We start from the raw sequence: 13,236 nt of genomic DNA, 5'->3' as shown, positions 1-13,236 counted from the left end.
AACGATGAGTTATGGTGTAACGGTAGCACAACAGATTCTGACTCTGTTTGTCTAGGTTCGAATCCTGGTAACTCAACTTCAAAAAGCCTCGGTCAAATGACCGGGGCTTTTTTAGATGCAAGGGGGAACTCTGTTCCCCCCTGGACCCCCCTTGCTAGCGACAGGCTTTGCCTGTCACTAGGATTGCTCGGGATGTTTAATTCGGGTTGGCTGCTTTTTTGGGGGGCTCCCGCCCCCTTGCCCCCTGATGCGGGATGGCTGCGGGTTGGCTGCGGGTTGGCTGCTTTTTGGGGGGCTCCCGCCCCCTTGCCCCCTGATGTGGGATGGCTGCTGGTTTGCTGCTCTTTTGGGGGGCTCCGCCCCCTTGCCCCCTGGTGTTGGGTGGCTGCTGGTTTGCTGCTCTTTTGGGGGGCTCCGCCCCCTTGCCCCCTGGTGTTGGGTGGCTGCGGGATGGTGCTGCTTTTTGGGGGCTCCGCCCCTTGCCCCTGGTGCTTGTTTGCTGCGGATTTCTATGTTTTGGGGTGATGGAATTTTTTGATTATTACTCGGAATTGTTTGGTGATCGCTGGCCGGCTCTTTTGGAGGCTTTAAAGGGTGAGGGTAAGGCTATCCAGCTTTCTTTTGGTGAGGGGCTGGATCCTTATTTCCTGGATGAAGCCTCTGTGTTTGCTGCGAATGCCTTGGGCGTTTGCCCGGGGGATGATGTGCTGGATATGTGTGCGGCTCCTGGGGGTAAGACTTTGGTGATTGCCTCGACGCTGAAGGGGGAGGGCTCCCTTCAAAGTAATGATCGCTCGCCGGATCGTCGTTTGCGCTTGAGTCATGTGATTGAAAATTCCTTGCCGGAAGCTTGGCGTAGCAATATTAAGGTTTCTGGCTATGACGGTATGAAGTTCGGTCTTCATAAGAAGGAATCTTACGATAAGATTTTGCTGGATGCTCCTTGTTCTTCTGACCGTCATGTGCTGAATTCCCCGGAACATCTGAAGGTGTGGTCTGCGAAGCGTGTGAAACGTCTTTCTGTGGAACAGGGTGCCCTTCTTGCATCTGCTGTAGATGCCTTGAAACCGGGCGGAACCATTGTATATGGTACTTGCGCGCTTTCTCCTATGGAAAATGACGACGTGGTCAAGAAAATCCTGAAGAAACGTCCCTCCATGAAGATGGTAGAGATTGAAAACCTGCTGCCTGGTGCGGATCGTACGGATTATGGAGTTCATATTTTGCCGGACCGTTCAGAGGGACGCGGGCCGATTTACTGCGCTAAGTTGGTCAAGGAGCTCTAGTTGTTCCATCCTGAAGGCCCTTTTTTCAGATTGTTTTTTTGAAAATGGTCATTTTTATGTATTTTAAAAGCATGATAAAGCGTTTGTGTTTTTTGGTTTTTTGTGCGTTAGCCTGTTCCTTTGCAGAAGAGGCCGCTCTTGATGCTGCCCCTGCTGATTCTTCTACGGCCGCTCCTGCCTCCGTTTCTGCTGCTGCACCTGTGGCTACTCCCGCTGCCGCTCCTGTGCCGCCCCCTGTTGCTGAGCCCGCAGCTCCGCCTAGCCGCGAAGTTCCTGTGCGTTACTGGGTTAGTGGTGACTCTGTAGAGCAGATGGCTATTTTCGTTAAGATCCAGAATGATACGGTTTATTTGAAGAATCCGGAAGGAAACCAGCTGAAGCAGATTGATAAGCTGGTGGACCAGGAAAATTTGGCCCTGCAGGAAAGTAACGGTCAGAAAGTGGATGACGTTGAAGACGTGGAAGAAGAGGACGAGGCTCCGAAGAAGGATACTGTGGAAGTCATTATGACGGATGCGGTGAAAGATTCTATTGCAGCACAGAGTGATACTTCTATGGTTGCCCAGGATGATGGGGCCTATGACGACCTGGAAACCGCTATGGCCAAGGAAGCTCAGCGTCAGAAGCTGGAAGATATTGCAAAGATTGAAGAAGAAATTCGCCAGCGAGAGATTCAGGATAGTCTCGAGGCTGCTGCCAAGAATCCTTACATCACCATTTACCGCTATGAATTGAAGCGTTTGTTTAACCTGGAAGACAATGTCATGATCGACTTGTCTCTGTCCAACTATGTGGTTCCCGAAATTGTGGAGGAAGAAGAGACTATTGAACTTTATCCTCCGGGAAATGCAAATCTGTTTGTTACCAGCGAAACGGAAGCTTGTTCTCTCTTTGTGAATGGCGTCCCGCTGAATAAGGTCACTCCCGATACCATCAGGAACATCCTTCCGGGTAAGTATACCATCTCTATCAAGAAGGTGGTGAAGGACGTGGAAAGATGGGGTGTCCAGGTGGTGAAAATCAAGGAGGGAATTCCGAACCAGGTTTCAATCCCCATGGGAAATCCCACCACCCGCTTGACGGTGAACTCCAATCCGGAAAATGCGGAAGTCTTCGTAAATGAAGAACCTACCGAAAATGTCATGCCTCATTATATTACGGATGTGATTGTGGAAGGGGTGAAGCCTCAGCTGTCTGCTACCATCTATCTGAGAAAGGTGGGCTACCGCGATACTTCCGTGGTGACGGAAATTCGTCCCTACATGCCTAACTTAGTCATGGTGGAAATGACTCCGGTGCTGGATGATCTGGATTTCATCCAGGAACAGAAGGCTTTTGACAGGGAACGTAGTCAGCGCCGTATTGGTCGTGGATTGCTTTGGAGTTCCATCGCACCCATTATTGCTGGCGGTGTTCTGTGGGCTTTGGCTGAAAGTGATTGGAGCGACGCTGCCGACAAGAAGAAGGCTTACAACAAGTTGTCCGCTTTCGATAGTGAAGATACCCGCAAGATGGTGAAGGACAACCATCGCCTGAATGATAGCGGTGATACGAAATTCGCTATTGGCGCTTCCTTGGGAGGCATTGGTCTAGGCCTCTTGACTGCTGGATTTATTCTTGCTTTCTAGGATTTCAATTCTATTCCTTTTTGCTGTGGGGTTGGCTTTTGCCCATCCTCATGTTTTTGTGGACGCCACGGTGAAAGCCCTTTTCAACGAAAAGGGGTTCTCCGCTATTCACAATCATTGGGTCTACGACGAAATATACAGCGCTGCAATGATTGCCTCCGGTGACAAGAACAAGAATGGGAAAATTGATTCGGATGAAAACGGATGGTTCCAAAATGCGATTCTGGAACCTCTGGCGAAGTCCAACTATTACAATTACGTGTTAAAGGGTGTTGATTATCTACCGGTCGAAAAGATTGCGGATTTCAAGGCTTCCGTCGTGAATGGACGTCTTGTTCTGGATTTCGATGCCCGTTTCTCGATGCCTATTCAAAATGAATATACCATGTTGGTTGCTGTTGTGGCGGATCCTACCAACTATATCCAGATTACTGCGGATATGGAAAAATCTGACGTGGATGCGCCGGACCTGATCGATGTGGAATTCTTTAACGATGCGCTTGATGGCTTGACTATGTTTAAGGCTTTTCAGCCTGATGTGGAAGGGCTTTACATAAGATTCAGGAAGAAACAGTAGGTATGGTTTCCTGGATGCGTTTCAATGTGGTAGCATTATTGACGCTGCTGTTATTTTTGACGGCAAGTTCTTTCGCTGCGGTCAAGAAAAAGCGTTTTGATATTCAGGAAACCGCAGCTCCTGCGGTTGTATCGGATGTTCCCGCGGTAGTGGAGGACGCGCCTATCGTAAGGAAGGATGAATCCTCCTTCAGCATCCTGGTGTGGATTTCCAGTACGCAAAAATACCTGCGAGAAAAAGTTTCCGGGCAAATCCATCAGATGAAAAGCGGGGATAACGGCGCCATCTGGAAATATCTGGTAATCTGTTTCTTGTATGGAATGCTTCATGCATTGGGCCCAGGACATGGAAAATCCATTGTGGTAGGGTTCTTTCTTGCCCGACGAGGGCGGTGGCGGCAGGGCGTTGCCTTAGGTGCTGGAATTACATTTGCCCACACATTAAGTGCTGTATTACTGCTTTTTATTCTGTATGGAATTTTCAAGGCCACGGTTTTTCCCTTCTTTGAGATGGGGCGTGAAGGTGTCGAAAAGGCAAGCTATGGTTTGTTGGTCTTTACAGGCCTCCTTTTGATTGTTTTGGGTGTTTCTGATTATCTCAAAAGCAGAAAAAAGAACCCGAGTGAGCATCAAAAGGGACCTTCTGTAGCCTCCTGGAAGGAAATTATCGGGCTTGCAGCAATAACCGGCATTGTTCCCTGTCCTGCAGTGGCTTTAATCGTATTGTTCTGCCTGCTTAATGAAATGGTTTTCTTTGCCCTTGTTGGTGCGATTGTCATTTGCCTAGGAATGATGGTGACGAATATCTCTTTTGGAATTGCCGCTGTTGCTTTCCGTAAGGGAATTGATAAGGGGTCCGCTGGCAGTAGGTTTGCTACAAAAATCTATATGTTCGCCTCCATTACAGGTGGGGCAATTGTGCTGATTTCTGGAATTTTGCTGTTTCAGAATTGTTAACAAATTTTTATCTTTAAGGGCATGAGAAAGATTGCTCTTATCACGCTCTTTTTTGCCCTTGCCTGCTTTGCGCAGGAAATGCCTGCTAGCGATTCTGTTGTTGTTGAGCCACCCGCTCAAGAACCTGCTCCCATTGTAACACCTGTTGAAGAGAAGGCTCCTGTTGCAGAAGTTGTTCCCGTTCAGGTTGAATCGCCTGTTGCAGATGCTGCTCCGGTTCAGGTTGAATCACCGGTTGCAGAAACTGAGCCTGTAAAGAAGAAGGGCGGACTGCTGGAAGGCCTGCACCCCGTATCTCCCGATGAAGCAATTGCTAAGGGACGTATTTATGGCGGTGTGTCCCTTTCCCTGATCCAGGCGAATACCGATGATGATGCTTTGAACATCATGATTGGCGATGTTTATGATGCTTATGGCTACACCTTTACTCTGGAAGGCTTTGGCGGTTATTTCGTCAAGGATGCAATGGCCATTGGTCTTCGTGCTGGGTATTCTCGTACTTGGTTTGATATTGAGTTTGAACTGTTGGAAGATTTACTGGACCTGTCTGAACGCCGCAAGTACGTAAGCAATGGTTTCTTTTTCCAGCCGACTCTCAAGAATTACTTAAAGGTTTTTGATTCTCAGACATTCTATTTCTTTAATGAAACCTCTATCTCTGTGGAATATTCTTATGGCATGTCCCAGACCGATAACGGCGAAGACATGAAGAAAACCTTGAATAATGCCTGGACCATTAAGGCTGGTATTAATCCGGGTATTTGCGTTATGGTGCTGAACCGATTCGCTTTCGAAACCTCCGTGGGCTTGCTGGGCCTTAGCTCCAGCGTGATAAACGTGGAAGAAAACGGCGTATCCAAGAGCCAGGTGGTTTACAACATCGTGAACTTCACCATCAATCTGCTTGCACTGGACTTTTCCTTGGTGTACTTCTTTTAAGGAGGCGGAAAATGTTTAATAAGAGATTAAATAGAGTCCGTTGGTTGGGAATGCTAGTGATTGGACTTGCATTCGCATTGACGTCTTGTACGGAAGCGGATAAGGTGAGCCTGCCTTCAAATCCCGATGCGGATGGCGCATTCGAGGATATGGATTCTGTATCCGTAGATGTGGAATCTGGTGTGATAGAACTACCTGAAGGTACGGATTCCCTTGTGATTAGTTCCTTGTCTTCCTTAGGTGCAACTTATCTTTACATTGCCACAGACGATGATCCGGTGGACCCTGCTTTTGACTGGGATAATCCCTTGGAGGAAGGTGATGTAATTTTCCTGAAGGATGCAGACGAAGTTCGTGTGGTTGCTCTTGATGCAGATAACCGCGTTGTGAAGATTTGGACCATCACCAAGCCTGCAAAAGAACCTGCGTCTAGCTCTAGCGTTGACGAATCTTCCTCTAGTTCCGAGAAAGCTTCTGAACCTGCCGAAGAGTCCAGTTCTTCTAAAGAAATTGAAAGTAGTTCTTCTGAGGCAATCTCTAGCTCTTCCGAAGTGGTCTCTAGTTCTTCCGAAGCGGAATCTAGTTCCTCTGAAAAAATCGAAAGCAGTTCCACTGAGGTAGTCTCTAGCTCTTCAGAAGTAGTATCCAGTTCCTCTAATGAAATTGAAAGCAGTTCCTCAGAAAAGGTCTCTGAACCTGCCGAAGAGAGCAGCAGTTCTTCTGAAGCTGATGAACCGCAGCTGCCGGGCTCTGATTTCACCAGCTGGGACAAGTCTTTCTGGGGTTCTACTAGCGATGCCATGGCGACAAGTGCTTCTGCATCCGGTGTGACGATGAAGGCTGCTGCGAACGCGGAATTTGAATCGTCCAAGTTGACTTTAACTTCAAGGGTCATTGGTGGAACCGCTGTACTTATTACTGCAGGCCATAAGCTTGCTACAGGCGTTTATTTTGCCGGATCTTTCGAAGGTGAAGACTGCAATTCTTTGTATAATGCAAATGGCGATTATCCTGGTCTTGAAAATTCCGATTTTTCCGCAGGTATGAATATGGGACAACCTTTTACAGGACGCCCGACATCCTTTGATGTTTCCTTTGCCTATGAACATGTGGATGGAAGTAATAAGGACTTCCCCCAGAAGGGCCTGATCTATGTGATTCTCGCAAGTGCTGATCATAAGGTGGTTGCTACAGGCGCTTTGATTTTGGAAAGCAGTGTGGCCATGACGACTCAGAACGTTGTCCTTTCCTATGGAAAGGATCCTGAGGATCTTTTAAATTCAGGCTTTGCAATTCCTGCGGGGCTCGAATTGGGTGATGGAACTGAAGACGTTGCTACGGTTTATGTGATGTTTGCGTCCTCCGCTTATGCCCATGTTGCAGCTACGAATTATCGTGGTGGTGAAGGCTCCCAGCTGATTTTGGATGACTTTAAGTTTAACTATTAGGGGTGACGATGAAAAACATTTTGAAGTTCTTTCTTTTTGCCTTTGTGGTTTTGATGTTTGCCGCTTGTACGGCGGACTACGATACGTTTTGTAAGTCTCATTACAAGGCTTTTAACAGCATTAGCTTTGATGAACAGGATGGTGACCCTTCTGTTTATCCCGAAGAGCATTTGATCAAGGCTACGCTGATTGCTCCGCCGGAATCTCTATCCACTTGGGATTCTGTAACAATCGATTCTTATGACATTAGTACTATGGCCTCCATCCATCTGGTGGATGGCAAGTTCAAGGAATTTCCTAAGGATTCTGCCGCTCTTGATTCTTTGGCAAATGAAGTTTCATACGTGAAGGATAAACTCCATAAGGGCGACAGGATTCGTATTCCGAAGGGATTGATCGTTTACATTATGGTGGTTGCGGAAAATGGCGATCCGTCCATCTGGAAGATTGAATTTGAAATTCCTGGTGTAGAAGTTGCCAGCAGTTCTTCTTCCGCAGAAGCCGATGATGGTGATGATGAAGCAGAAATGTCTTCTTCCAGTAAGGAACCTGAATCATCCAGTAGTTCTGTAGCCTTGCTTTCTGGCAAGGACTTGCTGCAGGTGACTTTTGAAAATCAGTTGAAATCTAATCGTGGTGATGATTCCGTTTTTGTGAAACTGAATAGCGATGCGGATTTGTCTAAGGCTGAGTTGAAGGATATTGTTATTTCCGAGGGAGCTACCATTGATCCTGATCCGAAGAAAGTCGAATCTTGGGAGAAGCCGCAAGCGTTCAAGGTGACTGCTGAAGACGGGTCTATTAAGAACTGGGTCATTGTTGTTTCTGTAGCAGAGGCGGATGAAACGGCTTCTGATGAAAAGGAACTGCTTTCAGCAAAGGTTGCTGACGCTGAAGTAAAAATTGATCATGATAAGAAGACCTTGACTGTTGACTTTGATTCCAAGCAGGCTGCTACGGAAGCCGTTGTAGAACTGACTGTTTCGGAAACCGCCTCTCATGATTTAACAACAGACAAAATCGATCTCACGTCAGAAAAAACGTTTACCATTACGGCTGAAGATGGATCTTCTGAACAGTGGACTATTGTAGCTTCTTATCCCATGCCAACTGAATCACCTCGCATTCTCGCTTTGAAAATTGCAGATAAGGATGCTGTGGTCGATAGCGTCGAAGAGAATGGTAAGATGGTCTATTGGGCTCACTATGACGACCTGGAGTTCCGTTCGGATTTGAGTGCTCTCAAGGTGAGCGATATTAAACTTTCGGATGGTGCAGAAATCACTGGCGTTAAGGATGGCTCCTCCTACGACTTAGGAACTGGCGTAAAGGTGTCCGTTTCTAACGGCGGTGAATCTGTGGATTACGAAATACGTGCGGGTTATCAGCTGCCGGGTAGTGACTTCAATACCTGGAGTAGTAATGATGTGAAACCAGATTCCGTTTGGGGTAACGCCAATACCATTTTGACGACCACTTCCAAGTATAGCTCTAACGGCGTTATTGGTGCTCAGATTAAAACTGGAAGTGCTGTGGGTAAAATTGCCAGCGGCAGTCTCTATACTGCAGAGTTCAACCCCAAGGGTGTTGGTACTCTTGCCATGGCAAGTTCTTCTACTTGGCCTGACGGCAATGAACTTCTTGATTTCGGAAAAAAGTTTGGAGCTCGTCCGGCCTATATGGATGTAACCTTCTCCTATAATGGTAGTGGTGATAGTTGTGACGTTTATATTGTGCTAGAAAATCGTACAGGTGACAAGAACCAGAACCGCTCCAGCTCTGACGTAAACAAGTTGGTGGCTTCTGCCTGGTATCGTTCAACTACGGATAATAACTCTGGTCGTAAAAATCCGGATGTGGTTTCTGTGTCTGAAAAGAATAGTGCAGGCTTGCGTACCATCCGTCTGAAGCTGAAGTATGGAACTCCTCTGGAAGGCTCTCCCATCGAGAACTCCTCTGTGTTCACGACAACGCTGTCTTCTAAGGATTCCAAGGCCATTAACAATGGCGTCATTCAGGGAACTGGCAATGAAACCGTAACTCACATTCGTGTGGTTTTCGCTTCTAGTGCTGATGGAAACCACTATAACGGCAAGAGCGGTGCTACTTTGATTGTGGATGAGGTTCGCTTGATCTACTAAATCCGGTCTTCAATCTTGCGAAAGCAATTGTATTTTTACTATATTCTACAGCGTAGAGAATCCCCTTTTTAGGGAAATGGAGAAAATAAATGGCTGCTTTGAACCTTACTGCAGATAAGTTTGATGAAGTGATTAGCTCTGGTCAGCTGGTTTTTGTTGATTTCTGGGCTACCTGGTGCCGTCCCTGCATGATGATGGGTCCCGTGATTGAAGAACTTGCCACCGAATACGAAGGCAAGGCAATCATTGCTAAGATGAACGTGGACGAAGCTGGCGTAGGCGATATTTGCGCTCGTTTCGGCATCACCAACATTCCCAACATGAAGCTGTTCAAGAACGGTGTTGAAGTGGGTAATGTGGTTGGCGCAGTTCCCAAGAACACCGTCAAGACCGTCATCGACAGAAATCTGTAAAAGACCGCTCGTTCAGTACGTTGAGTGATGAACCTCCTGTTTTTCACTCGCTCTCGCAACCGCCCCTAGTTAACAACTAGGGGCTTTGTTGCTCACAGGGGATTTTTCTTTTTCTACATTTGGATTATGCTTACTAAACGTTTGATTGTGTGCTTGGATGTCCGTGACCGCAAGGTGACGAAGGGTGTGAAGTTTAAGGGCAATATCGATATCGGTGACCCGGTGGAGATGGGCGCCCGCTATAGCGATGACGGTGTAGATGAACTGGTGTTCTACGATATTACTGCCAGTGCCGAAAATCGCCCCTGTGACATGGAAATGATCCGCCAGATTGCAAAGCGAGTGTTTATCCCCTTTGCTGTGGGTGGCGGTATCCGCAATCTGGAAGACATGCATCAGGCTTTGCTTGCTGGTGCTGAAAAGGTGAGCGTGAACAGCTTGGCTGTTCTTCATCCCGAGATTATTGCCGAAGGTGCCAAGGCTTTCGGACGTCAGTGCATCGTGCTGGGTATGGATGCCAAGTTTGTTGGTGTCTCCGAAAAATTCCCCAGCGGTTACGAAGTGTACATTCGCGGTGGTCGCCAGGCCATGGGTCTGGATGCTGTAGAATGGGCCAAGAAGGCCGAAGAACTGGGCGTTGGCGAAATTTGCCTGAATGCAATTGATACGGATGGTGTTCGTAATGGTTACGAACTGAACATCACGGATCAGGTGGCAAAGGCTGTGCAGATTCCTGTCATCGCAAGCGGTGGCGCAGGCACTCCGGACCACATTGTGGACCTGTTTAACAAGACTTCTGCCGATGCCGCCCTGGTGGCTTCCATGGTGCATTTCGGTGACTACACCGTTCCCCAGATCAAGGGCGAAATGCTTGCTGCTGGTATTCCCGTTCGCAAGAAGATGAACGGTGAGGTCTAAATGAATCCGTCTGTAGCCGTCAAGATTTTTGAAGCCGGTCGTAAGGCTGGTGCAGACTTTGTTGAAATTTTTGAAGAAGAAACACGCAGTTCTGTATTGGGCTTAAAGTCCAGCCAGATTGATTCTGCCACTGCTGGTACTGATTACGGTATTGGCATTCGTCTGCTTTATGGCACTGAAGTTCTTTATGGCTTCACTAGTGACGATTCCGAAGAGGCTTTGGTAAAGCTGGTGGAAACGCTGGCATTTGGTCGCATTGCCGGGATGGAGCAGAAACCTATCGAGCTGAATCCTGCAAAGCGTGTTTCTGATTTTAACGTTGCCGCCTTTAAGGATCCCCGCATTCTTGGTCAGGCTGTGAAGCAGGATTTTCTTTTCCGTGCAGACAAGGCTGCTCGTGCTATTTCTGATAAGGTGGCTCAGGTTGCGGTTTCTGTTGCGGATGACTGCACTCACATTCATTTGCTGAACAGTGAAGGCGTGAACCTGGAAATGGACCGCTCTCATGTGCGCTTGAGCGTTAGCGTGACTGCTACTGACGGCACGGAACGTTTGACTTCTGCAGAACGTCCGGGCGCTATTGGCGGTTACGAACTGCTGGAAAATTACAATCCCGAAGAGATGGCGACTTCCGCTGGTGAACGTGCTGTCCGTATGCTTTCCGCTGGTTACATCAGTGGTGGTCAGATGCCTGTGATTATGGGTAATGGCTTTGGCGGTGTGATTTTCCACGAAGCCTGCGGACATCCGCTGGAGACGGAATCTATCCGCCGTAATGCAAGTCCTTTCTGCGGCAAGCTGGGGGAGGCTATCGGCCAGCCTTGCCTTACCGCTATTGACGATGGTACTCTGGACGGAGTCTGGGGGAGCCTGAAAATCGATGATGAAGGTACACCTGCAGAACGCACCGTCCTTATCGAAAATGGCATTCTCAAGACTTACATGTCTGACCGCGTCGGTGCTGCGGAAGTGGGTGTAAAGCTTTCTGGTAGCGCTCGCCGCGAATCCTACAAGTACGCTCCTGTAAGCCGCATGCGCAATACCTTTATTGCCCCGGGCAAGGATACGCTGGACTCCATGATCGCAAGCGTAGACTATGGTCTGTACGCAGCCCGCATGGCTGGAGGCTCCGTGAACCCGGCTACGGGCGAATTTAACTTCGCCGTGGACGAAGGTTATGTTATCCGTAATGGCAAGATTTGCGAAGCCGTTCGCGGTGCAGCACTTATTGGCAAGGGCCACGAAATCATGCCGCGAATCAGCATGGTGGGCTCCGATCTGGAATTGGCTGCAGGAGTCTGTGGCGCCTCTTCTGGTCACGTTCCTGTGACGGTGGGGCAGCCTTCCATTAAGGTAGACCAGATTTTGGTGGGCGGTCGCTAATTGAAGAATCTAGCAGTGATGTTGATTGTTGCAGCGATGTTTGTCGCTTGCGGTGACGATTCCGGTACCAGTTCCTCCAACGTCATCCCGAACGAAATCTCATACGGCACCTTGAAGGACTCCCGCGACAATCAGACCTACAAGACGGTAACCATCGGCTCTCAGACCTGGATGGCGGAAAACCTGAACTACAATTATAATGAAGGTTCCGCCAAGAGCTATTGCTACGATGATAAAACAAGCAACTGCGATAAGTATGGTCGCCTGTACTTGTGGAGTGCGGCTATGGACTCCGCTGCGGTATTCAGCACCGCAGGCAAGGGCTGCGGCTACGGCAAGACCTGCGCTTCGACTGGCTCAGCGACCTTGGTGCGTGGCGTTTGCCCTGAGGGTTGGCACCTGCCAAACGATGATGAATTGAATGCTTTATTCATTGCCGTGGGGGGAGCTAGCATCGCCGGTACAAAACTCAAATCCAGCAGCGGGTGGAATAGTAGCGGCAATGGAACGGATTCCTTCGGCTTCGCTGTTTTGCCTGCGGGCTACCGCGGCCACTATGGCTATTTCTTCGACGAGGGCGACGACGCACACTTCTGGTCTTCTGCAGAGATCGACGGCGTCAATGCGTACAGGTGGACCTTCATCTACTATTACGAGCTCGTGAATATTTTCGGTAACCTCAAGTACGACGGGTTCTCCGTTCGTTGCGTTAAAGATTAGCGGATAAAGAATTTCTCAAAACATAAGAGAAGTGGCTGTGTTTTACGCAGCCTCTTTTTGTACATTACGATTGAAAAATTTCAGGAGGTTATATGAAAAATTTTTCTCTACGTGTCATTTTGAACGAAATGCGAAGCATGAAGTTGATGAATCTAGCTATGATGTTAATGGTTGCTGCGATGTTTGTCGCCTGCAGCGACGATTCAGGTACCAGTTCCTCCAACGTCATCCCGAACGAAATCTCGTACGGAACATTGACCGATTCCCGCGATAACCAAACCTACAAGACCGTAACCATCGGTACTCAAACTTGGATGGCGGAGAATCTAAATTATGATTACAACGAGGGAACTGCCAAGAGCTTTTGCTACGACAACAGTGCCGATTCCTGCGCAAAGTACGGCCGTCTGTATATGTGGAGTGCCGCTATGGACTCTGCTGCGGTCTTCAGCGCAGCGGGCAAGGGCTGCGGCTACGGCAAAACCTGCGCTTCGACAGGCTCAGCGACCTTGGTGCGTGGCGTTTGCCCTGAGGGTTGGCACCTGCCCAGTAAGGATGAATGGAATACGTTGTTTGATGTTTTTGGAGGGTTGGGTGACATCGACGAAAGTGATCTGATTGGTTTCTCGGTTCTCCATGCTGGCCACTACTACAGTGGCGGTGACAAATTCCTCGGAGTTGGAGAATATGCTTTCTTCTGGTCTAGTACTGAGCTTGATTCAGAAACAGTCTATTATTATGTCTTCCTTGGTGGCTCCGAGGTTTCCTTCTCTAAGAACTACAGCGGTTACTCTGTTCGTTGTTTAAAGGACTAGATTGACACCGCC

The 13,236-nt window shown here is 48.3% G+C and carries 12 protein-coding genes and 1 tRNA gene; all 13 read left to right on the top strand.

Going from position 1 to position 13,236, the window contains the following annotated elements:
- Positions 1-5 precede the first annotated feature (5 nt).
- The 13 genes from BUB59_RS04655 (at position 6) to BUB59_RS04590 (ending at position 13,224) form a co-directional block, all read left to right on the top strand.
- Positions 6-76: transfer RNA gene (locus tag BUB59_RS04655), tRNA-Gln, on the top strand.
- A gap of 448 nt (positions 77-524) precedes the next feature.
- The gene (locus BUB59_RS04645) at positions 525-1,286 is read left to right on the top strand and encodes an RsmB/NOP family class I SAM-dependent RNA methyltransferase (RefSeq protein WP_073226239.1); all 762 of its coding nucleotides are present in this window, start codon (positions 525-527) and stop codon (positions 1,284-1,286) included.
- A 71-nt stretch (positions 1,287-1,357) separates the two neighbouring features.
- Positions 1,358-2,914, top strand: coding sequence for a zinc ribbon domain-containing protein (locus BUB59_RS04640; protein ID WP_143160224.1), 1,557 nt, complete (start codon positions 1,358-1,360; stop codon positions 2,912-2,914).
- Positions 2,904-3,491, top strand: coding sequence for a DUF1007 family protein (locus BUB59_RS04635; protein ID WP_073226234.1), 588 nt, complete (start codon positions 2,904-2,906; stop codon positions 3,489-3,491). Before BUB59_RS04640 ends, BUB59_RS04635 begins: the two co-directional genes overlap by 11 nt.
- Positions 3,492-3,493: 2 nt before the next feature.
- Entirely contained in the window at positions 3,494-4,447 is a 954-nt protein-coding gene (locus tag BUB59_RS04630; RefSeq protein ID WP_073226231.1) for a nickel/cobalt transporter, read from the top strand.
- Positions 4,448-4,468: 21 nt separating this feature from the next.
- Entirely contained in the window at positions 4,469-5,386 is a 918-nt protein-coding gene (locus BUB59_RS04625; RefSeq protein WP_073226228.1) for a hypothetical protein, read from the top strand.
- A gap of 11 nt (positions 5,387-5,397) precedes the next feature.
- Complete coding sequence (locus tag BUB59_RS04620; RefSeq protein WP_143160223.1) at positions 5,398-6,834, top strand: PCMD domain-containing protein; 1,437 nt, start codon at positions 5,398-5,400, stop codon at positions 6,832-6,834.
- Between the two features lie 8 nt (positions 6,835-6,842).
- Complete coding sequence (locus BUB59_RS04615) at positions 6,843-8,975, top strand: PCMD domain-containing protein (protein WP_073226221.1); 2,133 nt, start codon at positions 6,843-6,845, stop codon at positions 8,973-8,975.
- Between the two features lie 89 nt (positions 8,976-9,064).
- Positions 9,065-9,388 (top strand): thioredoxin, encoded by a 324-nt coding sequence (trxA, locus tag BUB59_RS04610; RefSeq protein ID WP_073226218.1) that lies wholly within the window; start codon positions 9,065-9,067, stop codon positions 9,386-9,388.
- A 126-nt stretch (positions 9,389-9,514) separates the two neighbouring features.
- Positions 9,515-10,306: an imidazole glycerol phosphate synthase subunit HisF gene (hisF, locus tag BUB59_RS04605; protein ID WP_073226215.1), complete on the top strand. Its 792-nt coding sequence runs from the start codon at positions 9,515-9,517 to the stop codon at positions 10,304-10,306.
- On the top strand, positions 10,307-11,689 hold the full coding sequence (locus BUB59_RS04600) for a TldD/PmbA family protein (protein ID WP_073226212.1): 1,383 nt from the start codon (positions 10,307-10,309) through the stop codon (positions 11,687-11,689).
- Complete coding sequence (locus BUB59_RS04595) at positions 11,690-12,409, top strand: fibrobacter succinogenes major paralogous domain-containing protein (protein WP_234979936.1); 720 nt, start codon at positions 11,690-11,692, stop codon at positions 12,407-12,409.
- Between the two features lie 92 nt (positions 12,410-12,501).
- Positions 12,502-13,224, top strand: coding sequence for a fibrobacter succinogenes major paralogous domain-containing protein (locus BUB59_RS04590; protein WP_143160222.1), 723 nt, complete (start codon positions 12,502-12,504; stop codon positions 13,222-13,224).
- Positions 13,225-13,236: the final 12 nt, after the last annotated feature.

This window comes from Fibrobacter sp. UWEL (assembly GCF_900142535.1).
In the GTDB taxonomy this organism is placed as follows: Bacteria; Fibrobacterota; Fibrobacteria; order Fibrobacterales; family Fibrobacteraceae; genus Fibrobacter.
The sequence above is the reverse complement of the archived record's forward strand: the minus strand, read 5'-3'. Positions and strand labels throughout refer to the sequence as shown.